The 26,349-nt window shown below is 35.8% G+C and carries 22 protein-coding genes, 1 tRNA gene and 1 pseudogene; 21 read left to right on the plus strand and 3 right to left on the minus strand.

Annotated features, from left to right (window positions below):
* The 8 genes and pseudogenes from E7Z81_RS02695 to E7Z81_RS02730 all read left to right on the plus strand — a co-directional run.
* A pseudogene (locus tag E7Z81_RS02695) lies at positions 1 to 1,013 on the plus strand (hypothetical protein); the annotation flags it as partial.
* A 160-nt stretch (positions 1,014 to 1,173) separates the two neighbouring features.
* Positions 1,174 to 3,348, plus strand: coding sequence for a right-handed parallel beta-helix repeat-containing protein (locus E7Z81_RS02700; RefSeq protein ID WP_292743876.1), 2,175 nt, complete (start codon positions 1,174 to 1,176; stop codon positions 3,346 to 3,348).
* A 143-nt stretch (positions 3,349 to 3,491) separates the two neighbouring features.
* Positions 3,492 to 8,636 carry an Ig-like domain repeat protein gene (locus E7Z81_RS02705; protein ID WP_292743879.1) on the plus strand — a complete coding sequence of 1,715 codons (5,145 nt, stop codon included), beginning with the start codon at positions 3,492 to 3,494 and terminating at the stop codon, positions 8,634 to 8,636.
* Between the two features lie 227 nt (positions 8,637 to 8,863).
* The gene (locus E7Z81_RS02710; protein WP_292743881.1) at positions 8,864 to 9,286 is read left to right on the plus strand and encodes a DUF371 domain-containing protein; all 423 of its coding nucleotides are present in this window, start codon (positions 8,864 to 8,866) and stop codon (positions 9,284 to 9,286) included.
* 49 nt (positions 9,287 to 9,335) lie between these two features.
* Positions 9,336 to 9,419: transfer RNA gene (locus tag E7Z81_RS02715), tRNA-Leu, on the plus strand.
* 73 nt (positions 9,420 to 9,492) lie between these two features.
* Complete coding sequence (locus E7Z81_RS02720; RefSeq protein WP_292743884.1) at positions 9,493 to 11,964, plus strand: right-handed parallel beta-helix repeat-containing protein; 2,472 nt, start codon at positions 9,493 to 9,495, stop codon at positions 11,962 to 11,964.
* Positions 11,965 to 12,111: 147 nt separating this feature from the next.
* Positions 12,112 to 12,966 (plus strand): UTP--glucose-1-phosphate uridylyltransferase GalU, encoded by an 855-nt coding sequence (galU, locus tag E7Z81_RS02725; RefSeq protein WP_292743887.1) that lies wholly within the window; start codon positions 12,112 to 12,114, stop codon positions 12,964 to 12,966.
* A 42-nt stretch (positions 12,967 to 13,008) separates the two neighbouring features.
* Positions 13,009 to 14,232, plus strand: a complete 1,224-nt coding sequence (locus tag E7Z81_RS02730; RefSeq protein ID WP_292743889.1) for an aldo/keto reductase — start codon at positions 13,009 to 13,011, stop codon at positions 14,230 to 14,232.
* On the opposite strand, the gene E7Z81_RS02735 is transcribed toward E7Z81_RS02730, so the two are convergent.
* On the minus strand, positions 14,229 to 14,387 hold the full coding sequence (locus E7Z81_RS02735) for a hypothetical protein (protein WP_292743891.1): 159 nt from the start codon (positions 14,385 to 14,387) through the stop codon (positions 14,229 to 14,231). The two genes, E7Z81_RS02730 and E7Z81_RS02735, sit on opposite strands and share 4 nt — an antisense overlap.
* A gap of 168 nt (positions 14,388 to 14,555) precedes the next feature.
* Here E7Z81_RS02735 and E7Z81_RS02740 point away from each other — a divergent pair, with 168 nt between their 5' ends.
* From E7Z81_RS02740 to E7Z81_RS02775, 8 genes are all read left to right on the plus strand, one after another.
* Positions 14,556 to 14,765 carry a TIGR04165 family Cys-rich peptide gene (locus E7Z81_RS02740; RefSeq protein ID WP_292743894.1) on the plus strand — a complete coding sequence of 70 codons (210 nt, stop codon included), beginning with the start codon at positions 14,556 to 14,558 and terminating at the stop codon, positions 14,763 to 14,765.
* A gap of 1 nt (position 14,766) precedes the next feature.
* Positions 14,767 to 15,894 (plus strand): TIGR04083 family peptide-modifying radical SAM enzyme, encoded by a 1,128-nt coding sequence (locus E7Z81_RS02745; protein ID WP_292743897.1) that lies wholly within the window; start codon positions 14,767 to 14,769, stop codon positions 15,892 to 15,894.
* Positions 15,895 to 15,909: 15 nt separating this feature from the next.
* Positions 15,910 to 16,035, plus strand: coding sequence for a hypothetical protein (locus E7Z81_RS02750; RefSeq protein ID WP_292743899.1), 126 nt, complete (start codon positions 15,910 to 15,912; stop codon positions 16,033 to 16,035).
* Between the two features lie 321 nt (positions 16,036 to 16,356).
* Positions 16,357 to 18,405: a cation-translocating P-type ATPase gene (locus E7Z81_RS02755; protein ID WP_292743904.1), complete on the plus strand. Its 2,049-nt coding sequence runs from the start codon at positions 16,357 to 16,359 to the stop codon at positions 18,403 to 18,405.
* Positions 18,406 to 18,465: 60 nt separating this feature from the next.
* A complete protein-coding gene (locus E7Z81_RS02760; protein WP_292743905.1) occupies positions 18,466 to 19,455 on the plus strand; it encodes an ATP phosphoribosyltransferase in 990 nt (329 codons plus the stop codon).
* A gap of 182 nt (positions 19,456 to 19,637) precedes the next feature.
* Positions 19,638 to 20,540 carry a CBS domain-containing protein gene (locus E7Z81_RS02765; RefSeq protein WP_292743906.1) on the plus strand — a complete coding sequence of 301 codons (903 nt, stop codon included), beginning with the start codon at positions 19,638 to 19,640 and terminating at the stop codon, positions 20,538 to 20,540.
* Positions 20,541 to 20,548: 8 nt separating this feature from the next.
* Positions 20,549 to 21,463 (plus strand): deoxyhypusine synthase, encoded by a 915-nt coding sequence (locus E7Z81_RS02770; RefSeq protein ID WP_292743910.1) that lies wholly within the window; start codon positions 20,549 to 20,551, stop codon positions 21,461 to 21,463.
* Positions 21,464 to 21,472: 9 nt separating this feature from the next.
* The gene (locus E7Z81_RS02775; RefSeq protein ID WP_292743913.1) at positions 21,473 to 22,000 is read left to right on the plus strand and encodes a hypothetical protein; all 528 of its coding nucleotides are present in this window, start codon (positions 21,473 to 21,475) and stop codon (positions 21,998 to 22,000) included.
* Positions 22,001 to 22,044: 44 nt separating this feature from the next.
* Here E7Z81_RS02775 and E7Z81_RS02780 read toward each other — a convergent pair whose 3' ends face one another.
* Both E7Z81_RS02780 and pyrF read right to left on the minus strand, forming a co-directional pair.
* Positions 22,045 to 22,287 carry a DUF5654 family protein gene (locus tag E7Z81_RS02780; protein ID WP_292743915.1) on the minus strand — a complete coding sequence of 81 codons (243 nt, stop codon included), beginning with the start codon at positions 22,285 to 22,287 and terminating at the stop codon, positions 22,045 to 22,047.
* 87 nt (positions 22,288 to 22,374) lie between these two features.
* Complete coding sequence (pyrF, locus tag E7Z81_RS02785; RefSeq protein ID WP_292743918.1) at positions 22,375 to 23,022, minus strand: orotidine-5'-phosphate decarboxylase; 648 nt, start codon at positions 23,020 to 23,022, stop codon at positions 22,375 to 22,377.
* Positions 23,023 to 23,220: 198 nt separating this feature from the next.
* Between pyrF and cbiM the strand changes: the two genes are divergently transcribed.
* The 5 genes from cbiM (at position 23,221) to ribC (ending at position 26,349) form a co-directional block, all read left to right on the plus strand.
* The gene (cbiM, locus tag E7Z81_RS02790; RefSeq protein ID WP_292743921.1) at positions 23,221 to 23,886 is read left to right on the plus strand and encodes a cobalt ECF transporter S component CbiM; all 666 of its coding nucleotides are present in this window, start codon (positions 23,221 to 23,223) and stop codon (positions 23,884 to 23,886) included.
* 10 nt (positions 23,887 to 23,896) lie between these two features.
* Positions 23,897 to 24,184 (plus strand): energy-coupling factor ABC transporter substrate-binding protein, encoded by a 288-nt coding sequence (locus E7Z81_RS02795; RefSeq protein WP_292743924.1) that lies wholly within the window; start codon positions 23,897 to 23,899, stop codon positions 24,182 to 24,184.
* Positions 24,185 to 24,224: 40 nt separating this feature from the next.
* A complete protein-coding gene (gene cbiQ, locus E7Z81_RS02800) occupies positions 24,225 to 24,920 on the plus strand; it encodes a cobalt ECF transporter T component CbiQ (protein WP_292743927.1) in 696 nt (231 codons plus the stop codon).
* A complete protein-coding gene (locus tag E7Z81_RS02805) occupies positions 24,921 to 25,754 on the plus strand; it encodes an ATP-binding cassette domain-containing protein (RefSeq protein ID WP_292743930.1) in 834 nt (277 codons plus the stop codon).
* 136 nt (positions 25,755 to 25,890) lie between these two features.
* Positions 25,891 to 26,349 carry a riboflavin synthase gene (gene ribC / locus E7Z81_RS02810; RefSeq protein ID WP_292608987.1) on the plus strand — a complete coding sequence of 153 codons (459 nt, stop codon included), beginning with the start codon at positions 25,891 to 25,893 and terminating at the stop codon, positions 26,347 to 26,349.

Consider the following 26,349-nt stretch of genomic DNA (forward strand, 5'->3'; position numbering starts at 1 on the left):
TTGAAACTGTTGTTCCTTTAGATGAAAACGGTACTGCTGTTATTCCAATTGAAGATGTTGCAGCTGGAGATCACAGTGTTGTCGTTGTCTATGATGGTGATGATACTCACGCAGGATTCCATAAAGTAGCAACTTTCGCTGCTCCTGCAGTATCCAGTGAATTTGCTAATATCACTGTTGACGGATCAGGTTATATTGACGCTGTTTTAGTGGATAATATGGGCAATCCTATTGAAAACGCTACAATTGTCTACAAAATCAATGGTGTTGAAGCAAGCATTACAACTGATGAAGATGGTCACTTCATGCTGAACAATACCAACAATGCTATTGTTGAGCTCAGCTATGCAGGTACTGATTCTATCGAACCAGTTAATATAACTATTGACCTGCAGAATATTGCTTCTATCAAAACTGGTACTGTCCTTAACAGTAGTGACTTCTCACAATATGCTTGTGATTTCTACGAAGGAGAACGTGGTAGTAACTTTACCTTCCAACTCTTGGATATGGTAGGCAATCCTCTTGCAAACAAAACTATTTACATTGGTTATAATGGTGTAACATTAAACAGAACAACTGATGAAAACGGTTATGCAAGTGTGCAAATTAACCTTAAAAACGCAGGTTTATACACCTTTGTAGTCGTATTCCTCGGTGATGAAGACTACAACGCAACTATGGCTGTACATAAAATAACCATTGAAAAGAAAACTACTTCAATATCTGCAAGTGCAAAAACATTTAAGGCTACTGCAAAAACCAAAAAATACACAGTAACTTTAAAAACCATCAAAGGATCATCCATTGATGGAAAAACATACCTTAAAGCAGGTAAAAAAGTAACTTTAAAAGTAAATGGTAAAACATACACAGCAAAAACCAACGCTAAAGGTCAAGCAACATTCAGCCTGAAAATAACCAAAAAAGGTAAATTTACAGCTAAAGTTTCATTCGCTGGTGATGTAACATACGAAGCTACAAGCAAATCTGTAAAATTAACAATCAAATAGAAGTGATTTAATTCACTTCTAACTTTTTCTTTTTTAATTTGATATTTTTTTAAGATAACTTTATAAACTATTTTTAACAAACACTTCAATACCTTAGAACAATTTTTTAATTGTCGGGGTTATGATTTAATCTCGGGAGGTGAAAGGTATAGGAGATAACTTGAAATTAATTATAGGATTAATAATTCTATGTGTCGTTTTATCTTTTTCATCAGTTTCAGCAACTGTAATCGACGATAATGTCACAGCAAATCAGACAGAGGATATTGTTGGGATAAATGAAGTTGATGAAGTGCCTGATGAACCTGATTTGGTATTCAATGACACCATTTACATTGATTCGGAAAATTTTTATGATTATTTCGAAGATGGCGTTTTGAAATCCAAGTGCAACGATAAAACACTGATATTCACACAAAATTTCGAGAACTTAGGTAAACTGACTATTGATGCGAACAATGTAACAATCAAAGGCAATGACTTTTATTTGAAAAACACAGTATTTGAAATAATCTCAGATCGTGTAACACTGTCAAATGTCAATCTTGAGCTGGACAGCGAATTTGCAGACAATGACGGTGCGGGGATAGAAGTCGTATCCGATTATGTAAATCTCATAAATGTGAACATAAATTATGTTGTTCCGACCAATGTTGAAGCATATGGAATATATGCAATGGGCTATGAAAACAGGCCTCTTAAAAATCTGAGGATTATTAACTCATATATTAATTTCGAAGGACATAACAATGATTTAAACGTCTATAATTGTGCACTAAAATTATCCGATTGCAAAGATGCCATAATAGAGAACAATACTATTGAATCAGCTTTGCCTCTTAAGGATATTATATTTGGTGCAGATGGTGCTGAACTTGCTTCTGATTTGGTTTTAACCGTCGGAATTGGTGGTTGTGACAATATTTCCTTTGTTGGAAACAGTCTTATTTCAGAAGTAAACAAAAGAACGGATTGTCGATACCCTTCACTTGACTGTATGTTAGTAACTAAATCGGACAACTGTCTGATTTACAATAATTCAATATACATGACGGATTTCCTAACATATCTGGGAACTGACAATTATATCTACGGATTGGACATTTACAATCTAAACAATTTGACTGCTTCAAAAAACAAGATTACAATTATTACAACTGGCGGAAAACTGGCAGCAGGTACTGCATATCCGATGCAGTTGACAGGTCCTCTTTCCAATGTCAATATCACTGAAAATGATTTGTATTCATTTTCAAACGGTCCTAACATAGGAATTTATTCACAGAATTTCTATGGTACAACAAAGATTTCCATAACTAACAATAAGATTAACGTTACTGGACTTGCGGGAACTCATGAATGGGCATTGGTTGCAGGTATCGAATCACAGGACTCCAATTCGAATATCGTTAACAATTCAATTGAGGTTCACAGTGTAAGTGATGTTTCAATAGATGACAATATCTATGGTGTTAGTTATCGTCAGTCAACATCAGGTGATCATCAGTACAATATTCAAAACAATACAGTGTTCAGTGACGGATTCTATTCAGTTTCAATATTGAGTTCAAAGGATTCAGTCATTGGAGACAATTTACTGATTTCATATAATCCTGATGCTAAAAACGGCAATAACGGATATAAATATTGGGATATGAACTCACATGAAAATCTTGAGTTCTATAACAATCGTGTAATAACAGCATTCGACTATTTTGCTCAGCAGAACAATAACATTGACAATGGGGATGATGTTGATTACACAAGTCCGACCAATACTAAAGGAATTTCCAATAAAATCGATGGAAGCAACATCCAGGCAGAAAAAACTAACAAGTTCAACTACAATCCGCTGATTCCTGGATCTTCAGATACCGTAAACGGTAAACCTGAAGACGGCAACCAGCAGAATTCCCAGACTGGTGATGATTCAAACCAGCAATCAGGCGGCTCTGATAATAAAGGTACAGGAAGCGGAAACTCTTCAAATGGTGCAATGTCTTTAAGGGAAGCTTTGATGAATTTCATGAATTCAAACACTGATGGAGGAAACACCAATACAACTTCATACAACGGACAGAATGCAAATACAGTTTCAAACAACACTGATTCCAATCCGTCCGATGCAGGTGAGGATTCTTCTCAAAGTGAATCCAAGACAACCCAAAGTTTCGAGCCTTCAGCCGCCGGTGAATCTTCAGGCGTCAGCAAGAAGGTATATGAAATCGAAGAGAAAAATGAAATCGACAGGTTTATTCCAGGTGTGTTCTTTGTCATACCTGTTCTAATATTGCTGTTCATTGGAACTAGACGTAGAAAATCACAATTTGATTAAATTTTAGTTGTTTTAACAACTTTTTTCTTTTTTTTATATGAATTTTTTTAGATACTTTTAAATATTTTCTTTTTCAAACCTTAAAACATAATAGACAATTGATATGTTGTCAAGTTAAAATTAATTTAAGAGAGGTATCTAATTTGAAAATAAATAAAGCAATGTTAATTGTTTTCACGGTATTTGTTTTCCTGTCAATATCCTGCGTGAATGCGGCAGACATTGATGCGGATTCAAACAGTACTGATAAAAATGTTTTAACAAGTGATTTAAATACAATTAATGTTGACAATACTTCAGCAAGCACTATCAATGAAGCGTTGTCAATAGCAAAGGACAATGGCACAATTATATTGTCAGATGGTGTCTATAAGAGTGACGGCAACACAAAAATCACAATCACCAAGTCTGTTAATATAATCGGGTCTGACAATACAGTCCTTGACGGTTTAAACAAAAACTACATTTTTACAGTATCAGACAATATTACTGTAACATTCAAGAATTTGAAGTTCATCAATGCTTACAAGTCCCCTGAATCCTATGGGGCAACATATTCCAATACTGTATACGGCGCAGCACTGGATATAAAAAATGCAACAGTAACAATAGAAGACTGTACATTTGAAAACAGCAAACTGTTCTACGGTACAGTTGATAAATATATCTATGGTGGTGCAATAAGCAATTTCGGAGATTTGACAGTAATCAATTCAAATTTCATAAACAACACTGCACTGTCCACTTCAGGACTTTTCTCATACGGTGGAGCAATCTACAATAAGGGAAAGGCAAAAGTAATGAACTCATCATTTGAAAAATCCCAAAGCGTTGATTTCGGTTACGGTGCTGCAATAGCCAATGACGGAGAGATGATTTTTGAAAACGGCAGAATCACAGATTCAAGAGCCCTTCATGAATGTAAAGGCTCAGCAATATTCAACAATGGAAAAATGATTCTAACAGGTTCAGTCATTGAAAATAACTACATTGAAAGAGCAAACTTCAACGGAATCTATGGGGCAGTATACAATTCAGGTGAACTTACAGCTTACGGAAACATATTCAGAAACAACACAGGTTTTTATGAAGCTCCAATGGCTTCATATAAAGGGTCTCCAAACATTTACAGCGTAGGCATACTGAACCTGACATATAACGCATTCATGGACAACAACTACTTCGAGGGAATTTTCCGTGACGTTTACATCAACGCAGGAGACATCATCTCTTTGGACAATAACTGGTGGAATACCAATGAAAACCCGTACACAGATTCATCAAGGATAAATGTTGACGATTTAAACTCATGGATCATATTCAAGCTGACTCCTGACTATTCAAAACTCAACATATCCGAATCAGTAACACTAAAAGCGTTCTGGACAAACAACATAGATAACCTTCCTCAAATTAATTTATTCCCAATTTTCAACGCTACTTTCAAAACAGTTGTCAACAGCAATCAATACACTTCAACAAAGGAACTTGTCAATGGAGAATGCAATTTCGAATTCACATACACCCAAAATAAAGGATCATACAATGTAACTGCAGATGTAAACGGATTTGGCCAAACTGCCATTGTTGATGTCGGAAAAGCCAACACTTTCGTAAAGTTCACTGCATCAGATAACATAACATTTAATGAGAATCTCACAGTGGATGTTGAGGTAACCTCTGCAGGTTCAAAAGTTCCGACAGGTGTTGTCTTATTGAAGATAAACGGTGAAGTCTACACAGTTAATTTGACAAACGGCAGAGGCAGCACTGTCATTTCCAATTTAAATCCAAAGGATTATGTGATGGAAATAATCTACGACGGTGACGAGGACAGCTTCAAGGCATTCAACGAAACTACAATTCATATTAAAAAGCAGTCAGTGGACCTGACATTGACAATTCCGGAAATTAAAGTGGGTCAGAAAGGAACATTAATAACCACTTTGCTTCCTTCAGGAGTTCAGGGCCAGGCAATCGTTTATGTTGATGGGTCAAGAAAGAAAATAGCTTACCTCTACAACGGCAACACTACAATTGCATTAAACAACTTTGCAGAAGGGGAATACAACATCACCCTGGAATTTGTTGAAACTCCATTTTATTATCCGGCAACAGTCAGCGGCATCCTGAACGTAACACGTTACCCGACTCAAATCAACATTACCTCTCATGACATTAATGTCGGGGAAAATGCTACAATAACTATTTCAGTTTCACCTGAATCCCTCAGGGGAGAAGCAACATTGATTATCAACGGCGTAAGCAATGAGATATTCATTGACGATACAGTTACAAACATAACTCTCGAAGGTTTCTCAGCAGGCCAGTATAACGTCACACTCGTATTTGAAGGTGATTTGAGATATTATCCTGTTAATGTTTCCACTTCATTCAATGTCTTGAGAACTCCTACAGAGTTGACAGTCACCATTGACGAGGATGAGAAAAATCTAAACGGTACAGTCACAGTCAAGACAAATCATGCCAATTCCACAGGCGTTGTGGGAGTCTACATTAACTATGAAGTATACCGGATGAACCTCACCAACGGCGAAGCACAGTTCAACGTCAAATTTGACAAAGGAACCAATTATATCTTCGTATTCTATGAAGGGGATGAGTATTATGAGGAAGCTACATGGAACACAACAATAGGTGTTGACGATGAGTTTGCATTCATAGGACAAAATTCAACAGGATTCGCCTACAATGACTTCAATTACTCAGTCAGGCTGATTGAAGTTACAGGAATTCCAATGCCTAACAGAATCGTCTCAGTCAGTTTCGAGGGCAAAATCTATAATATAACAACTGACAACAACGGATATGCATATCTTAACATAAACATTGCTTCAGGAAAATATGACATTTTAGCTACTTACAGAAACTCCACAATAACCAATCATATTGTGGTAAGTGACGTTAAATTTAATCTGACTGCATCAGATATCACTTATGGTGAAACTGAAACATTAAAAGCAATTTTTGATAGTAAAATCACAGGAAATGTCAATTTCATCATAGATAATAAATTAAATGTTGTTTACAAAATCGTAAACGGCAGTGCTGTTTACAACATTTCAGGACTTGATGTTGGAAAATACACATTAAGGGCAGTCTATTCCAATGGAAAGATAAACCTGACCGAAACTACCCAGTTCAATATAGTTAAAGCGGATGTTGAATTGAAATTGGATATTCCAAGCTCAACACCTGAATTTGATCAAATCATTAACATTAACGGCCTTAAAAATGCAACAGGTACTGTGATAATTACAGTTAACGCAAATACATACGAAAGGACCATCAGTAACGGGCAAGTCACATTAAACATGTCAAAACTTGATGAGGGAAATTACACAATATCTGTCAGATATGGAGGAGACGGAAACTATAATCCTTCACAAGTCGAATCATACTTCTATGTCAAGAAATTTGCAAGTGCAATCGATTTGACAATCAACAGTGCAGCATATGCTGAAGATTTGACCGCTAACGTAAATCTGAATATGAATGCAACAGGAATTGTCAGATTCACTGTTGGAGATATCGTAAAGGATGTTGAAATCAAAAACGGTAATGCAGTGTGGAAATTCACAGGCATTGACGTCGGCACATACAACATCACTGCCGAATATCTTGGAAACGAATATTACGTTTCATCATCAAACACAACTTCATTTACCGTAAGCAAGGCAAATTCTAAAGTTGAGCTCTACGTTAAGGATGTTGCTTTGGATGAAAACATCAGAATCTATGCCAACTTAAGTCCGAATGCCACAGGTAAATTGTCATTCAGCATGATAGGATACTTCTCACCAAGAGACAAGCCAATCACAGATTCCACTTCAAACTGGTATATTGCACCATTGAATACAGGTGAATACACAGTCATTGCAAGATATGCGGGTGATAAGAACTACTATGCATCAAATACAACATATCTTTTGAATGTTTCTCAGCAGAAATCTGTCCTGACAGTAGATTTGAATGATGTAAGAGTCACAGAAAGGGTAGTCTGCAGAGTTACCCTGAATACAAAATACGGTGACCCTTTAACCTCAACAGTGACACTGAAAATAGGTGCAAACACATATGGCATTGATGTCAATGACGGAAAAGGATTACTTGTTATTGGAAGAATGGCGGCCGGAAATTACTCTTACTCTGTCCAGTATGCAGGTGATGAAAACTTCACCCCGGCAGGCATCAGCGGCAGCTTCAAGGTTGTTGATGACTTGCTTGATGCAACATTGACTGTAAGTAACCTTACAAAATACTATGGCGGCAAGGACAAATTGCAAGTAACCTTAAAGGATTCAAATGGAAATGCATTTGCCAATCAGAACATCATAGTTAAACTGGCATCCAAGGAATATAAGGCCGTAACAGATAAAAATGGAAAAGCTTATATTGATGTTGATGTTGTCTCAGGAAACTATACTGCACTTGTCACATTCCCTGAAACCGAAAGGTATCATGGAGCTTCAGCAAATGCCACAGTAACAGTCATGTCAACAGTTGATGGAATTGATGTTGTTAAAATGTACGGCTCCGGAACCCAGTACTTTGCAATATATACTGATTCAAACGGTAAGGCATTGTCAAATACAAAGGTTACATTCACATTATCCGGAAAATCATACACTATTACTACACTTCCAAACGGAATTGCTAGAGTCAACATTAACATTAAAGCCGGAACATACACAATTACATCCAAAAATCCTGCTACAGGTGAAACCCTGAAAAATAAGCTTACTATTTACTATAAGATTATGAATAATAAGGAGGTTTCCAACTACTACGGTGCAAAAACAAATTATAAGGTTCGCATTTACGGAAACGATGCAAAGCCTGTAGGTGCAGGAAAGGTAGTGACATTCAAGGTAAACGGCAAAACCTACAAAATCAAGACAAACAAGAACGGCTATGCCACACTGGCTGTTAAATTGCCTGCAAAGAAATACACTGTAACTGCAAGCTATAATGGATTTAAGGTTTCAAACAAGATAACTGTCAAAAAGGTCTTGTCCGCCAAAAACATTTCAAAGAAAAAGACCAAGACAACCAAGTTCAAGGCCAAACTGGTCAACAGCGCAGGCAAGGTTCTTAAAGGCAAAAAGATTACCTTCAAAATTGACGGTAAGAAATACACTGCCAAAACAAACAAAAATGGAATAGCTACCGTTACTATCAAAATGACTTTAAAAGTCGGTAAGCATAAGATACAGTCCATTTACGGCAAGACAAAGATAACCAATACAATAACAATCAAAAAATAGAAGTTTTCATAAAAAACTTCTCTTCTTTTATTTTTTCATATACATTGCATTATTCCATTTGTCTTTTTTTTAATTTCACTTTAATTTTATCAACAATCCATTTAATTATTAAGCTAGTTTTTGGAGTAACTATTAATTTCATTGACTGTATTTTTAATTAAAATGTATCGAAAATAATTTGAGTTTTCAGCAATAACTTTTATTAGGGTAGGAGTTTAATTATTATTATGATTTTTAAAATTATTGCCAAAGGCCATAAGAATGTAACCTCAAGGCATAAGTCAACATTCGAGATAACAAAAGATCCTGAACTGACTCTCAGCGGTGACTGCATTGTTGGGGTTGATATGGACAGGACCATGCTGGACTTTCCGGATGAATTCAAGGAAATGATTGCAGATTCAAGCACTAAAATCACAGTGGATTTAAAAACTGAAAACGGCCATGATGAAATTACAGGATTCGGTCATGAGGATTTGACACTGACACATCCAACGGATATTGTAATCAGAAAAAGCGATTTCACATGTTCCAGAACATTGATGATAAAGGCGGATAAGGCTGCAAGGGACTTGGATGAAAAACTGATTGATGATTTAAAAAATGAAAAAATCATGGAAGTTACTATAAAAACATCTAAAAACAGTTAACTATATATAGTTTGAAAAATATATTTTTTTATAACTACTTTTGTTTTATGCGGGGGTGGTCGAGCGGTCAAAGGCGCTAGGTTGAGGGCCTAGTGGGTCAGTCCCTTCGCGGGTTCAAGTCCCGTCCCCCGCACTATCTGATTACTTTTTTTGAAAACTTTATTTTGTATAAAAATCAAATATTTTTTACGAAGGAGGAAATTTATTTGATAAAAAAAATATTTTTTATTTTATCTTTAGCATTAATTGCCGTATCACTGACTTGTGTAAGTGCAAGTGATGTGGACAGTAATGTTACAGCGGATCTTCAAGATCTGGCTTTTGAAATCAACTTAACTGATGTTGGTGAAACACTTAATCTAGAGCATGATTATAAAAGCACTAATTCCTCAAATCAAATAATAATCTCAAAACCAATAACAATTGATGGAAATCATCATACAATCGATGCTCCTGATGTAAACAGGGTATTTTTGATAAATGCCGATAATGTTTGCATTAAAAATTTAAATTTCATCAATTCAAGAACAACCGGCCTTGCTGGAGGAGTCATCTCCTGGTGGGGTAACAACGGTACACTGTCAAACTGTAATTTCGAAAACAATTCCGCTTCATCAGGTGGTGGTGCGGTTTTATGGAACGGAAATGACGGATGCATAGAAAGCTGCAATTTCATAAATAACAATGTTTCATATGGTCCTGCAGTCAGCTTAACCAGCGGAGAAAGCTTTGACCCTTATCAAATTCACATTCAGGTTGTAAACAGTGAAGGCGGAGCCCTTTACTTGAATGGATATAATCTCATTGTCAATAACTGCAATTTCTCAAACAATGCTGCACTATTGAGTGGGGGTGCAATCTGTGTTAACTGGAATGGCAATGCCACAATTTCAAACTCCCGCTTCAAAAGCAATTCTGTTTCAGAATACAGCGGTGCAATACATGTGGATGGGGACAATTCAACTATAATAGGTTGTGATTTTGAAAATAATCATCAAAAGGATTTGTTTTTAAATGCAAATGCTGCTATCATCAATTCCACTTTTGATTATCCTCAGTCCATTGAAGACTGGCATAACGCAACTTACGTTAACGTTACATTCAGGTATGGCAATCCCTTTGACGAGTTATGTGAAAGAATAGCCAACACCCCTGAAAGTGGAATTCTGGTTTTAGATAAGGATTATACCTACACCGGCGAACCGGCTAAGGGAATTCTAATCAACAAAACCATTACAATAGACGGTAACGGCCACACATTGAACGGAAATCACACATCAAGAATGTTCAATATAAGCGCCGACAATGTGGTTATCAAAAACATTAACTTCATCAACGGTAATGCATATGGATTATACTTCTCTAACAATGCTGGTGGAGGTGCAATTTACTGGAACGGAGCAAACGGATACATTGAAAACTGCAACTTCACAAACAACACTGGAAGAGGACTTGAATATGATCCGTTTGACAAGGAAGAAACTTTTGTTGATGAAAACGGAACCATCTGGCATACTGTAAGAGTCAGACCAATGGGTGCAAAAATCAATGAAGGCGGAGCTATTGTATGGAACGGTACAAACGGAACAGTTGTCAAATGCATTTTCAAAACCAACAGTGTAGGATATCCAAACTATGGCGGAGCAATCTGCTGGAGAGGAGAATCAGGTAAAGTCTTGGAAAGCGAATTCTACAACAATGATGCATGGGGCGGAGCTGCAATCTGCTGGATAGGAGACAAAGGTACAGTAACATATTCCAAATTTGTCAATTCCGGAAACATTTTCGGAAGGGACGTAATGTGGTTCGGTGAAGATGGTGCTATCAACTACTGCTGTTTACTTACAGAAGAGGGTGGAAATCCTTTCTATTTCCCTGATAATATAAATGCTGACAATAATATATTGATGGATAAAAAATATGCATCATATGTCGATAAGCTAGAAAACCTAAGCAACTGGGCTGTTTTATGGACATATCATCCTAGCAAGAATTTTGCTGTGAAAGGTGATTTGATAACTCTTGAATGTTTTTTTGTCGTATTTGAAATAGAAGGAAATTCCACTGCTATAACATTTTCAGCTAATGTTACCAAAACAGCTGAAAATAACGGTATCGTTCAGCATAAAATTGTCAACGGCAAACCTGTTATTGAAATTCTCCCAACACCTTTGATTGTTTCAAATGACATGTCAAAGTTTTACAAGCAATCCAAAGACTTTAAGGTACGTGTTTATGAGAATGACGGCAGTTTGGTTGTCAATAAAAAGGTTAAATTTACTATTGGTAAAAAGACATATTACAGAACAACCAACAGCAAAGGTTATGCGATTTTAAAAATCTCAAACAAGCCTGGAAAATATACTGTTACTGCAAATTATGGCAAGATAACGGTCAAAAACAAAATCACTATTAAAACAACTTTAATTACTAAAAATGTCAGTAAAAAAGTTAAAAAGACTGGAAAATTCACCGTAAAGACTTTAAACTCCAATGGTAAAGCTGTTAAAAATAAGATTGTAAAAATCAAATTCAAAGGCAAGACCTATAAAATAAAATCTAATAAGAAAGGAATTGCCACTTTTAAATTGCCAAAGAATTTGAAAGTTGGAAAATATACTATAAAAACCACTTACTTTGGTTTGACAAACACTAACAAGATTATGGTTAAAAAATAACCATATTCATTTACTTTTTTTTTAAGTTATATTATGCACATATGAAATGACTGATAATGGTATCTTTTTTTAAATCTATTTTTCATAACTTATTTAATGTATTAAATAAAAAGTTTATATTAAATAAAAATTATTTGGTGATAAATTATGAAGGCTGTAATTCCAGCAGCAGGTTTTGGAACTAGATTTTTGCCTGCTACTAAAGCGCAACCAAAAGAAATGTTGCCTGTTTATGATAAACCTACCATTCAATATGTAATTGAAGAAGCGGTGGCTTCTGGAATTGATGATATATTAATCGTTACAGGTAGGAATAAAAGGTCTATTGAAGATCACTTTGACAAATCATTTGAACTTGAACAGACATTGCAAAGTGCGGGTAAGGATGACCGCTTAAGGCAAGTTCGTGCAATCACTGATTTGGCTGACATCTGCTATGTAAGACAAAAAGAACAGAAAGGTCTCGGAGATGCAATCTATTGTGCTAAAAAGCATATAGGTGGAGAACCGTTTGCAGTTCTTTTAGGAGATTCAATTACCAAAGGCCCGACCCCTTGTACCAAACAGCTGATTGACGTTTATGAAAAGTATGATGCATCAGCAATCTCCCTTGAAGAGGTTCCTAAAGAAAAAGTGGAAAGATACGGTATAATTAAGGGAACTGAAGTTGAACCTGATGTTTACAATATTGAAAAGCTAGTTGAAAAGCCTCTGGCTCATCAGGCTCCATCAAATCTGGCCATTATGGGAAGATATGTATTGGCTCCTGAGATTTTTGATAAGATTGATGAAACCGAACCAGGTGTTGGCGGTGAAATTCAGCTAACCGATGCCCTTCAGAAATTGGATTCAATTTACGGTGTGACATTTGAAGGAAAAACCTATGATATCGGTAACCGTTTCGAATGGCTTAAAACATCTATTGAATTTGCAATGGATGACGATGACTCCAAAGATGAGTTAATGGCTTATATGAAAGAGATTATACATGAAAATGAATAGTTATTTCTTTTGAAATAACTTTAAAACTTTTTTTTGATTATTATGCAGAATCGATTGATTGAAAAGACCGGTGATGAGATATCTCCACTGGGTTTCGGTGCCATGAGGCTTCCGTTGAAAAACGGTAAGATTGATCGTGAGCTTGCAAGAGAACAGATTTATCATGCAATAGATAACGGAATTAATTTTATAGATACGGCTTATCTTTATGGTGACAGCGAAACATTTCTCGGTGAGGTTCTGCAAGGCGAGTACAAAAACAAGGTAAAATTATGCACCAAACTTCCGGCCATCAACATTAGAAAATATGAGGATATGGAAAAAATCCTTGATGAGCAGTTAAACCGCCTTCAAAGAGATTCAATTGATTATTACATGATTCATGCCGTTGATTTGAAAGCTATGAATCGTCTGCTTAAAAAAGATTTGCTTAAATTCATAAACAAGGCTAAACGGGATGGCAAGATAAATCATGTAGGCTTTTCATACCATGGTCCCAAAGAGGAGTTTGAAATAATTCTCGACGGCTATGACTGGGATGTCGTAATGGTTCAGTACAACTATTTTGACGAGAATGTCCAGGCAGGAATGGAAGGAATAGAATATGCGGCTTCTAAAGGGATGGGAGTGTTTGTAATGGAGCCTTTAAAGGGAGGTATCCTTGCAGGAAAAATGCCTGATGAGGCTGAAGAGATATTCAGAAAAGCCAATCCTAATAAAAGCAATGCAGAATGGGCGCTGGAATGGGTTTTGAATAATAGAAATGTAACATGCGTTTTATCCGGAATGAATTCAATCGACCAGATTGATGAAAATATCAGAATTGCTAATAACATAACTCCGCTGTCATTGAGCTTTGAAGATATGGAAACAATTGAGCTTGTCAAAAGGGTTTTGAGAAATTCCCTTAAAATCAACTGTTCCACATGCGGATACTGCATGCCATGTCCGCAGGGGGTAAATATTCCGGAATGCATGAAGATATACAATGAAAAATATCTCTTCGGGCATAAGGGATTTTTCAATGAATCATTTATGGATTATTACCAGTATGTCGGAGGCATCATGGGCAGTGAAGGCAGTGCCGGAAAATGCAACGGTTGCGGAAAGTGCTTACGCAAATGCCCTCAAAAGCTGGATATCATCTCAGAGCTCAAAAAGGTTAAAAAGGAATTTGAATTTCCAGGACTTAAATTTGTCATGTTTTTTGTCAGGCATATCGGATTTCCGGTTTACAGACATGTTGTTAAACTGCTGAACCGTTAGTTTTTTCTTATTTTGTCAGTTATATTCTCCCACTGTTGAGATTCAACAACATCATAGGTTTCTCTCCAGAATTTTTGTCTGACAATATTAGTTACTTCAATGAAATTTCGGTGATTTCTCTGTTTTAGAAAATGGTCATAGTAGTCATATGGCATTATAATCACTTTATTTTATAATTTAATATATTATAATGTGTATTATTCTATTTAAAGCTTGTTGAAGCCACTTCGTAAAATTGTTCCCGTTTAACCATCTTATTTAAACTTTTCTGTTATCTATAAAATTATATACTTCAAAAATAGAAATATTACCAAGGTGAAAAAATGAAACTAGAAGAATTATTGGCACCATGTCCAAAATGCGGTTCAAAGGACAAAGTAGCTAAAAGAAAATTACTGGACAATCACAGAGCTCATGCAGAAATGGATGCAGTAAAATGTGAAAATTGCGGCTACATTTTCTTTGTAAACGACAACATGGACGAAAATGAGAAAAAGAAACTCTTAAATGAATTAAACAAAGTTTACGGTTAAAATGACATTTCATGTAATGATTATTCCAACATTAAACTGTCCATCAAATTGCAAATACTGTTGGGGATCTGAAAACAAAAAGGAAATGATGGATTTGGAAATCATAGACCAGATAATCGCATGGTTAGAAGATTTCAGAGACGATAAGGTCCATTTCACTTTCCACGGCGGTGAACCTCTTCTTGCAGGTTATGATTTTTATAAGCAGGCTTTAGAAAAACTGTCCAAACTGCCCAATCTTGAAGGATTCTCACTTCAAAGCAATATCTGGCTTTTAACTGATGAGCTGATAGACCTATTCCTTGAGTATAATGTGGTTGTAAGCACAAGTATTGACGGGCCAAAGGAAATCAATGATTATCAGAGAGGAGAAGGTTACTTTGACAAGACTATGGAAAAATTCAGACTGGCCAAAAGCAAAGGTCTGATTATTAACTTTGTTTTGACAGTAACCGACTATTCAAAGGATTTCTCAGATGAATTATATGATTTCTTTAAAAATGAAAAGATGAATCTTAAAATTCACGCAGCATTGCCGTCACTTAGGGGAGACAATGCCGACCCGTGGGCACTTGACCAGGAAGAACATGGAAAATTGCTCATAGACTGGCTTGACAAATATCTCTATGATTTGGATAAATTTACAGTGATGGATTTGGACCACATCTGTAAAAGTTCACTGAGAAGGAGAGGAACTTTATGCACATTCGCAGACTGCATCGGAACCACATTGGCAGTGGGATCTGACGGTTCCATATATCCATGCTACCGTTTTGTAGGAATGCCGGAGTACGTTTTGGGCAATGTGGCTGACAATCCGAGTTTTGATGATTTGAAAACATCTGATGCATGGTCAAAACTTATGGAATTCAGGGACTATGTTGGAGAAAACTGTAAGAAGTGCAGATATGTTAAATACTGTGAAGGAGGATGTCCTTACAATGCAATTGTAGCATATCAGACACCTCAGGCAGTGGATCCTCAGTGCACTGCATATAAAATGATTTTTGGAGAAGTATCAAAAAGGATGAATAAGGAATTTGCAAAATCCGCATTCGGAATGGGCGGACCGACTCCTAGAAAAGAGGGTGAGCCGTTCAGCATAATGGATCTTGCAATGAAACCTTGATTTTGAGTTGATAATATGATTTGTGATGACTGTGAACATCTGGAGTTAAGAAACAAGTATAAGATTGTATGTAAAGTTCATGACCATCTTCTTTTGGATGTTAAGGAATGCATGAACTATAAAAAAGCTGAAGATGAATAGATTTTTTTCTATTCAACCACTATTTTTTTTTATTAATTTTTCTTTGAAGCAATATTTCTCTAATTTTTTTCAGTAATACCGAGTATTTAAATGAATTCAAAAAAAGTAATAATATTTATATATTATAGTTTATATATTATGAAACAGTAATACTGAGTATTTAAATAAACTCAAAAAAAGTAATACTTTTTGGCTGTTGGTACTTACTTGGTAATTTTTTTTTTAAAGGTTTGAAAAATTTGGGATAACCCTTAAAAAATTTTTGAGTAATACTGGGTATTTAAATAAATTCAAAAAAAGTAATACTTCGAGGTGTTTAGTGTGATAGATGAAATAACTGATTTCCTGTTTGGATTAAAAATGACAATTATTTCAGGTATATTTTTATTAATCGCAGTTATTTTTATGATATTTGGAGTAAAAACTCCAGTTTATTTAGACCCTGCATGGGGAACTGTTATAATCAGTGGTATTCCAATGCTGCTTTTGGCAATGACAAGGCTGATTCGTGAAAAATGGATCTCATCAGCCCTCCTGATTGCAATAGCTATGGTGGCTTCACTTTTCATAGGTGAGATATTTGCAGCAGGAGAAGTGGCATGGATTATGGCATTAGGAGCCCTTCTCGAAGACTGGACTGTCGAAAGGGCTAAAAAAGGTTTAAGAAATTTAATTAACTTAACTCCACAAACCGGAAGAAGAATTGTGGACGGTGTAGAAGAGGTTATTCCAGTAGATGAGATAAAATTAGGGGATACCTTAAGAATTCTTCCGGGTGAAAGCGTACCTGTCGACGGTGAAATAATAAAAGGTACTTCATCACTTGACCAGTCAATCATGACAGGTGAATCCCTTCCAATCGATAAGGAAGTGGGCGATGAAGTGTTCTGCGGTACAATGAATATGTATGGTGCAATTGACATTAAGGCAACCAGTTTGGGTGAAAATTCATCACTTCAAAAACTGATTGATCTTGTAAAAGCCGCAGATGAAAAGCAGGCACCAACCCAAAGGATTGCAGACAAATGGGCAACATGGCTGGTTCCTGTAGCATTAATAATAGCTATTGTTGCTTGGCTTGCAACCGGAAATATCGAAAGAGGAGTAACCGTTTTGGTTGTATTCTGCCCATGCGCATTGATACTTGCAACACCGACTGCAATCATGGCCGCAATAGGTCAGGCAACAAAATACGGTGTTTTAATCAAATCAGGTGAAGCACTTGAAACTTTGGGAGGACTTAATACTCTAGTATTCGATAAGACAGGAACCTTGACTTACGGTAATTTAGAAGTTTCTGATGTTATTTCTCTAAAAGATGATTTAACCAATTTGGATTTGCTTAAACTCACAGCATCCTGTGAAAAATTAAGTGAACACCCATTGGCTAAAGCTATTGTAAATAATGCAAAAGAAGCAGATATCGACATTGAAGAGCCACAGGACTTTAAAATGTATCCCGGTAAAGGGGTTACATGCAAAAATTCTTATGGCCAGGTATATGCAGGAAACTCCAAATTCCTATCTGAAAATGAAATTGATGTCAAAGTTGACACACAGCTAAATAAATTGAAAACTGAAGGTAAAGCTTCAATCATAGTTGCATTAAATGGCGAGGTTGTAGGTTTAATCGGTTTATCTGATGTGATACGTGAGGATTCCAAACAGATGATTGACAGTCTGCATGAGATTGGAACCGAAACAGTACTGCTCACTGGAGATAACACAGAAACTGCTAATTACTTTGCATCACAGGTTGGAATTGGCAAAGTTTATGGAAATTTACTCCCTGAAGAGAAACTTTCATGGATTGAAAAATTCAAGTCCGAAGGCAAAAAGGTATGTATGATTGGAGATGGAGTAAATGACGCACCGGCACTTAAGACAGCAAATGTAAGTGTGGCAATGGGATCTGTTGGAAGTGATGTGGCTATCGAAGCTGCAGACATTGCACTTTTAGGTGACGACATCGGAAAAATCCCCTATCTTAAAAAACTTTCAAATTCCACATTATTCACTATCAAGGCAAACATTGCAATTTCAATGACAATCAATGCAGTAGCTATTGTATGTTCCGTATTGGGACTTTTAAATCCTGTAACAGGAGCTATTGTCCACAATGCAGGTTCATGTCTGGTAGTTTTAAATGCAGCATTGCTTTATGACAGGCACTTTGACGATTCAATCAAAAAAATCGACACCCAGAATACCGAACACTCACACTATCATTACCACAATGACGGTGAGCACACTCACTCCCATGAAGGTGTTGAAATTCTTGACGAAATCGAAACCGAAAATGGAATAAAGCATATACATGTGCATAAACATTCATTAAATAGACAAAGTTTTGAACCACATCACAACTAACTTCTTTTTTTTACATCAAACTTATATAACTTAATCAATAATCTTATTATAGGTATTATTATGAATGATAAAATAATTTTAGGACTTCCAAAGGGAAGTTTAAACAATGTTAAAAGGGGAAATACTCACCAGTTATTTGTTGATGCCGGTTATGAGGTTAAAGGATACGAACCAGGTGATGAATCTTACGAAATTGAAATCCTGAATGATGATGAAATTATTGCATTTCTTACACGTCCTCAATCCACTCCCGTTGAACTGAACAGGGGAATGGTTGACATAGCTATTGTCGGTGAGGACTGGATTAAGGAAGAATCCGTTTTAAGGCCAACCAATACAGTTAAGCTTGGGGATTTGGATTATGGAAAAACCCGTTTGATTGTTGCGGTTCCAAAAGACTCTCCATATGACAGTTTATCTGATTTGTTCAGGGCAAACAGGGACAGGAAAACTCCAATCCTGTGCTTTACTGAATATCCTAATTTAACAAGAAAGTTCATCATGGAAAATGAGGTCTATCAGGAAATTTACGGTGATGCAGTACCTTTCGTTCAGGTCAGGGGTCTTACTGACGGTGACAATGAAATGGTCCAGGTCATCAACTCAGACGGTGCCACTGAAGTATACATTGCAAAGGGCGCTGATTTGATTGTGGACAATACCCAGACAGGAAGCAGCTTAAGAAAAGCAGGTTTGAAGGAAATTGAGACAATACTTCATTCATCAGCAGGACTGTACGCCAGTGAACATTGCAGTGAAGAAAAGCTCAAGAAAGCTAAAATGATATATGAACAGCTTTTGGGAGCAATAACTGCCAAAAAGTATTTCGATGTAAAGTTCAATATTTCAAATTCAAAAATTGATGAGGTCTCCAGCTATCTGATTGACAACAAGCTTTGCGCTGACGAGCCTACAATCACTGCAGGATCAGACTTTTCACAGATTAACGTTCTGATTCCTAAAGCAAAATTCCCTGAAATGGTCGATGCAATTAAGGGATTTGACGCAACTTCAATTATCAGAAATGATTTAAAACAGCTTGTCGAATAATCATTTCATTTTTTCTTATTTTTTTGCTAAAATTACTTGAACTTTGTTTATTTTTTTTCAATTATTCTTAAATTTGTTTATTTGTTGAAAAATCGTATATAAAATATCATGATTTATCATTAACATTTATAAGGTATACTTTACATAAATAATTTTATTATAAGTAGATGGGGATGTAAAACATGTTAACATCTGTTCAAAAGGAAATTTTACAAACATTAATAAATTTATATCAATCCTCTAATGGTAAATCTATTAAGGGTGAAGATATTGCTGAGGTTATGAATAGAAATCCCGGAACAATACGTAACCAGATGCAATCTCTAAGAAGTTTAAGTTTAGTTAAAGGAGTACCAGGTCCTAGAGGAGGATATAAACCAACAATCGAGGCATATCATTCTTTAAACATTTCAGTCTCTGACCAGGATTCCAAAGTGCCTATTTATAAAAACGAACAAAAGCTGGATGATGTGTCTGTGGCACGTATAGAATTCACAAGTGTTCCTCAGCCTAGTGAATGTGAAGCCGCAATAAAAGTCTTAGGAAGCATAAAAGATTTGAATCTTGGAGATACGGTTAGAATAGGTCCAACTCCTGTAAATAACTTGGGAGTTATGGGGACTATCGTGGGAAGAGATGATATGGACAATATTCTGCTTGTCGATACAACCACAATCAGGAGCATTCCTAAAAAGACCGTAGGAGATATTGCAAGCAAGGACGTAATATCATTTTCCATGGACTGTTCTGTCAGGGACGCCTGTAAAAAATTGGCTGCCTGTGAAATTGACGGAGCTCCTGTAATTAAGGACGGAAAGGTTGTGGGAGTATTTACATTAACAGACCTTGTTAAGGCAATAGCCAATGATGAGGCTGACAAGAACGTCGGTGAGCTGATGTCTACAAATGTTGTTATAGTCAATGAAGACATGAAAATAGCAAACGCCATTGACGTCATGCTTAAAAAGGCAATTTCAAGACTGATAATTGCCGACAATAATCAAGTTTTACTCGGAATTGTAACAAGAACAGACCTTATTGACAGCATAACAAATTTAAAACAATTCCCAATCATTACTAATTAAGTGATTTAATGAAAGTTAACCAAATAAATGTTGAAAAAAATATGTCTATATCAGATTTGCTTGACCAGTTTGATGAATCTGGTGTGCTCGGTGCGGGTAGAGTAGCCCGTGCATGCAATATATTGACTGACATGATTTCCGATGAGGACATGAGCGTATTTCTAAGCCTGGGAGGTCCTTTAATTCCAGGAGGTATGAGAAATATAGTCTCTAAAATGATTAAGGACGGTCATGTTGATTTGATAGTATCAAGCGGAGCAAACATCACTCATGATCTGGTAGAAGCATTCGGAGGAAGTCATTATCGCCATGAAGGAAAAGACGATGAAGAGCTCAATGAAGAAGGCATAGGCAGGATTGCAGATATTAATGTCGGTTCAGATGATTTTACAATCTTTGAAACAGAGATTATCAAAATATTTGAAAAGATATCAAGTGAAAAGCAATCTGTTTCAATTCAGGAGCTTCTTCATGAAATAGGTCTTATGGTGGATGATGAAAATTCATTTGTTGCTAATGCGGCCAAAAATAACATTCCTATTTTTGCACCGGGCCTTATAGATTCCATGACAGGTTTGCAGCTGTGGATTTTCTCACAGGACCATGATTTTGTAGTCGATGCAGTAGCTGACATGCATTATCTATCCGATATTGTGTTTGAATCTGAAAAAGTCGGAGCCATACTTTTAGGAGGAGGATTGACCAAACATTATACCCTGGCATCCAATGTGATTAAGGGTGGTCTTGATGCAGCTATTCAGATTACCATGGACAGGCCTGAAGCAGGCAGTCTCGGTGGTGCACCTTTAGAAGAGGCAAAATCCTGGGCCAAGGCAAGATGCGGATCCAGTTTGGCAAGTGTCGTTGGTGATGTCACTGTCATTTTCCCATTGATTTATGCAGCCGCATTAGACAGGTTATAAGGTGATTGGATGAGTTATATTATTTTAGCATTATTGTTTATTTTATCCGGTTTTTTCATGAAATATTCTGATGATTTCATGGATGAACTTGGAAACGTTCGTTTTGCAAGTATTTTAGGAGTAATATGTGGTATTGCTTCAGCTGTGGCTTCTATTTATAGTGTAGAGGCGGCTTACATTTTTATAGCTATTCCAATAGGTAATTTTATTGCTATGAAAATAGATGGAATTCATCATGTAATTACATTGATAGTATATATAGTTATTTTGCTTGCCTGCGGAATTCCGAATTTGAGTTTAGTTATATTATTGATATGTATTTTAGGAACCCTTGCAGATGAAGTGGGTCATGAATTGATTTCAAAAGTAACTCAAAACAGGTTTTTAAATTTCTTTTTTGAATATCGTTTTGTGTTAAAAATAGTGATATTCCTACTTGCGGTATGTGGCGTATTCAACATTTGGATATTTGTCTGCTTTATAATGTTTGAATTATCCTATGTATTTGCGGGAATGGTTTTCAGTAGGTTAAATTAAAAAAAGAGTTAAAAAAGGAATTTTTAAATTCCTTTATTTTGTTTTTATTCGATGTCAGCACCCATTCTTCCAGCAACTCTAGCAATGAGTACTGTAACGATAACTGCAATGATGGTTACTACAATAGCGTATGTAAATAAACTAGGGAGTGCATCTCCGGTACCAATGAAAGATTCAATTAATTTTTGAATTGCACTGTTCCATGCTTCACCTGCAACAAACGCAAATGCTGTGGTGATTAATGCTAAGATAGTTTCCATGATTAATTTTGTTACTTCATTTGCCATGATTAATCCTCCGTTTTTTTATAAATTTGTTCATAAATTTTAAGAACAATATTATTTTTATATTTTTTTATTAAAATAATTTTACATTTAATCAAGTGTTTTGATTAATTCTTCGCATGCACTTTGTGGGTTTTCAGCTTCGTAAATGCTTCTTCCAACTATGATTGCATTTGAAATTTCTAAAGTTTTTTTGCCGTCTCCGCCCTGTTTTCCGACACCTGGGGAGATAATGTATGCATCTTTACCGACGATATTTCTGATATCTGAGAGACGATCAAGTCTTGTTGCTGGTGCAACATAGTTTGTAATTCCCATATCAACTCCCATCTGGGCTATTGCGTCCGCATTTTTCTGCAGAAACATCTTAGCTCCAGGATGTGACATTTCGGTAAGCAGGAATAATTCCTTTTCATGCTTGTTTGCCATGTCAAGACATGCCTGAACACTGTCCTTTCCGACAAATCCGTGGCAAATTATTGCATCGGCTCCTGCCTTGAATGTTTCATCGCATATCTTGGAGTTTGTCGCATCGATGTCTGCAACTTTAAAATCGCATATTACTTTAAATCCGAATTTGTCCTTTAGTTTGTTGATTATTTCAAGGCCTTCGGCGAGTGCAAGTGGATATCCTATTTTTATTGTGTCGATATAATCCTTGATTTCATCACAAATTTTAATGGCTTCACTTTCACTCATGACGTCGAGTGCCAAAATGAGGTTGTTTTTTATATTCATGGTATCACTTTTTCTTTTTTAGGATAATTAAATATTAGGTTTACCTAAATAATGTTTAGGTAATTACTAATAATATTTATATATAATAAGCTATATAATACCATTATCAATAAAACTTTAAAAAAGTTTAATTATAATTTAAATTTTTATTGAGTGATTAATCAATTTTTATTGATTTGAATTTGGAGGAAATTATTTATGCATATTATGGAAGGATATTTACCATTACAATGGTGTATTATATGGTTTGTCATATCAATCATAGTTGTAGCTTTTGGTATTTATCAAATTAAAAAAATCGTAGATGAAACCCCTGAATCCAAAGCTTTACTCGCAGTAAGTGGTGCATTCATGTTCATCTTATCATCTTTGAAATTACCTTCTGTTACTGGAAGTTGTTCACACCCTTGTGGTAACGGATTAGGTGCAGCATTATTCGGTCCTGCTGTAACAGCAGTACTAGCAACTATCGTACTTATTTTCCAAGCACTTTTACTTGCTCACGGTGGATTAACCACTTTAGGTGCAAACATTTTCTCAATGGGTATCGTAGGACCTGTTGTAGCTTGGATTGTATACAAAGGTTTAACAAAAGCTAATATTTCATCAACTGTTGCAGTATTCTTCGCAGCATTCTTAGGTGACTTATTAACTTACGTAGCTACTTCATTCCAATTAGCTTTTGCATTCCCTGCTCCATCATTTGGAACAGCATTGACTAACTTCTTAATTATCTTTGCAGTTACTCAAATTCCATTAGCTGTTGGTGAAGGTATCTTAACTGTAATCATATGGGACAGATTAAAAGCTTACAAACCTAAATTATTAAATAAACTTAATGCATTAGCTCCTAAAGAAGCATAAGGTGATTTAAATGAAAACATCTACATTAATTATTTTAGCTATTGTTTGTATTATTATCTTCATTGCACCATTGGTAATATTCAATGGTCATGGGGAAGACGACGGATACTTCGGTGGATCTGACGATGCCGCTGGTGAAGCTGTAGAAGCATCAGGTTACACACCTTGGACTTCTTCAATATGGGAACCACCAAGTGGAGAAATTGAAAGTTTATTATTCGCTCTTCAAGCTGCTATAGGAGCAATCATCATTGGTTACTTCTTCGGTTACTGGAGAGGACAAGGTAAAGAAGAATAAATAATCTTCTTTATTATTTTTTTCTTTTTTTAGTGATTTTATGAAATTTGACATGGATTATATTGCGCATCATAATGAGTTAACAGAATCAAATCCTTATTTTAAATTGTTTTTAACAATTTTCCTGTTAATATTAACATTAGCACTTGATAATCTATATTTTGATATATTCATCTTCATAGCAATGTCCATTGTGATATTGGCTATAGCAAGGATAAATTATCGTTCATATCTGAAATTCCTTTCAATTCCAATGGTTTTTGTAGTTCTGACATGTCTGTTCCTTATATTCTTCTTTGGAAAAGGACAGGTTATTTATGAAACAGGTATATTCGGCATTGTTGTTACTACAGATTCACTGCACTACGGTGTTTACACATTCTTTAGGGTTATAGGATGTCTGCCTTTATTAGGATTTTTGGCTTTAACAACCCCTATTGCAAAAATTTTGCATTGTCTGGCTACACTTAAAGTTCCAAAAGTAGTTATTGAAATTGCACTTTTGATGTATAATTCAATATTTATATTCCTAAATGAAATTGACACCATGCAAAAGGCACAGGAAACCCGTCTGGGATACAGTACCTATTTCGGATCTTTCAAGTCTTTAGGTGCTCTTGCAAGTACAATATTTTTAAGGTCTCTAGATAAAAGTGAGACATTACAGCATTCTTTAGATTCCAGAGGTTATTCAGGAGAACTACCGGTTTACACACCTAGAAAGAGGGGAGATTAAATGTTGGAAGTAAGAAATATTAAATATTCATATAACAGTGACTATCAAGCTTTAAAAGGAGTTAGCCTAAAAGTTGAAAAAGGAGAAATGGTTTCTCTTTTAGGTAAGAACGGTGCTGGTAAGTCAACATTGTTCTTGCATTTGAATGGAATTTACGAACCTGATGAAGGACAGGTCTTCATTGACGGTGAAGAGTTGAAATACGATAAAAAATCATTGCTCAAATTCAGACAGAAAGTTGGAATAGTATTTCAAAATCCTGACGACCAGATTTTTGCTCCAACTGTAGAGGAAGATGTTGCTTTCGGACCTCTAAATCTGGGATTGCCTATGGAAGAGGTTCAGGACAGGGTAGAAGAAGCCCTTGCTCGTGTTGGTATGAGCGGTTTTGAAAAGAAGGCTCCTCATCATTTAAGTGGAGGCCAAAAGAAAAGAGTTGCAATTGCAGGAATTCTTGCAATGAAGCCGGAAATCATGGTTTTGGATGAACCTACTGCAGGTCTTGACCCTCAGGGAGTAACAAACCTGACCAAACTGCTGAAGGAACTCAATGATGAAGGAATCACAATCATTATTTCTACTCATGAAGTCGATCTGGTTCCAAATTATGCAAAAAGGGTTTTCGTATTGGTTGACGGTTTGCTGATAGCTGAAGGAACTCCTAAGGAAATATTTTCTCAGCCTGAAATTCTTGAACAGGCAAATTTGAAAGTACCTATTGTTACTGAACTGTTCCAGCAGCTTGAAGATGAAGGCTTTGATATGGGAAATGATTATCCGTTAACTATCGAGGAAGCTAAAAATAAGTTTTTAACTCTGTTAAACAAAAACTAATTTTTTTTTAAATCAGAATTTTTTCATAATTTTAATATCCAAAGTATTACTCGCAGTAATAATTCATAATACTTTTTTATATCTAACTAAATTATTTATATAATTAATAACACATTTTTTTATAAGGTGAATTTAAATGAGAATTGGAATTTGTGATACTACATTTGCCCGTTTTGATATGGCTTCAGCAGCTATTGATGAACTGAAAAACAACGCTTATGATTTAAAAATAATTCGTGAAACAGTTCCGGGCGTCAAAGACTTGCCTGTAACTGCAAAAATTCTCATTGAAGAAGAAAACTGTGATATTGTAATGGCACTTGGTATGCCTGGGCCAATGGAAAAGGATAAGATGTGTGCTCATGAGGCATCTACCGGGCTGATTAATGCACAGCTTATGACAAACACTCATATTCTGGAGGTATTTGTCCATGAAGATGAAGAGGAAGATCCTGTTGAACTTGCAAAACTTGCAGAAAACAGAGCCCGTGAACATGCACAAAATTTAATCAAGATGATGTATCACAGAAAAGCAATGAGAAAAGAAGCTGGAATGGGTATGCGTGAAGGAAAAGAAGATGCAGGACCACTATAA

This window comes from Methanobrevibacter sp. (assembly GCF_015062935.1).
Classification (GTDB): Archaea; Methanobacteriota; Methanobacteria; order Methanobacteriales; family Methanobacteriaceae; genus Methanocatella.

Excerpts from the sequence above, each read along its gene's own strand:
- pyrF (WP_292743918.1), bottom strand. The coding sequence starts at position 23,022 with ATGAATATAAAAAACAACCTCATTTTGGCACTCGACGTCATGAGTGAA.
- E7Z81_RS02805 (WP_292743930.1), top strand. The coding sequence starts at position 24,921 with ATGTTGGAAGTAAGAAATATTAAATATTCATATAACAGTGACTATCAA.
- cbiM (WP_292743921.1), top strand. The coding sequence starts at position 23,221 with ATGCATATTATGGAAGGATATTTACCATTACAATGGTGTATTATATGG.
- E7Z81_RS02780 (WP_292743915.1), bottom strand. The coding sequence starts at position 22,287 with ATGGCAAATGAAGTAACAAAATTAATCATGGAAACTATCTTAGCATTA.
- E7Z81_RS02795 (WP_292743924.1), top strand. The coding sequence starts at position 23,897 with ATGAAAACATCTACATTAATTATTTTAGCTATTGTTTGTATTATTATC.
- E7Z81_RS02750 (WP_292743899.1), top strand. The coding sequence starts at position 15,910 with ATGATTTGTGATGACTGTGAACATCTGGAGTTAAGAAACAAGTATAAG.
- E7Z81_RS02770 (WP_292743910.1), top strand. The coding sequence starts at position 20,549 with ATGAAAGTTAACCAAATAAATGTTGAAAAAAATATGTCTATATCAGAT.
- E7Z81_RS02710 (WP_292743881.1), top strand. The coding sequence starts at position 8,864 with ATGATTTTTAAAATTATTGCCAAAGGCCATAAGAATGTAACCTCAAGG.
- E7Z81_RS02775 (WP_292743913.1), top strand. The coding sequence starts at position 21,473 with ATGAGTTATATTATTTTAGCATTATTGTTTATTTTATCCGGTTTTTTC.
- E7Z81_RS02765 (WP_292743906.1), top strand. The coding sequence starts at position 19,638 with ATGTTAACATCTGTTCAAAAGGAAATTTTACAAACATTAATAAATTTA.
- ribC (WP_292608987.1), top strand. The coding sequence starts at position 25,891 with ATGAGAATTGGAATTTGTGATACTACATTTGCCCGTTTTGATATGGCT.
- E7Z81_RS02740 (WP_292743894.1), top strand. The coding sequence starts at position 14,556 with ATGAAACTAGAAGAATTATTGGCACCATGTCCAAAATGCGGTTCAAAG.
- galU (WP_292743887.1), top strand. The coding sequence starts at position 12,112 with ATGAAGGCTGTAATTCCAGCAGCAGGTTTTGGAACTAGATTTTTGCCT.
- E7Z81_RS02730 (WP_292743889.1), top strand. The coding sequence starts at position 13,009 with ATGCAGAATCGATTGATTGAAAAGACCGGTGATGAGATATCTCCACTG.
- E7Z81_RS02760 (WP_292743905.1), top strand. The coding sequence starts at position 18,466 with ATGAATGATAAAATAATTTTAGGACTTCCAAAGGGAAGTTTAAACAAT.
- E7Z81_RS02735 (WP_292743891.1), bottom strand. The coding sequence starts at position 14,387 with ATGCCATATGACTACTATGACCATTTTCTAAAACAGAGAAATCACCGA.
- E7Z81_RS02745 (WP_292743897.1), top strand. The coding sequence starts at position 14,767 with ATGACATTTCATGTAATGATTATTCCAACATTAAACTGTCCATCAAAT.
- cbiQ (WP_292743927.1), top strand. The coding sequence starts at position 24,225 with ATGAAATTTGACATGGATTATATTGCGCATCATAATGAGTTAACAGAA.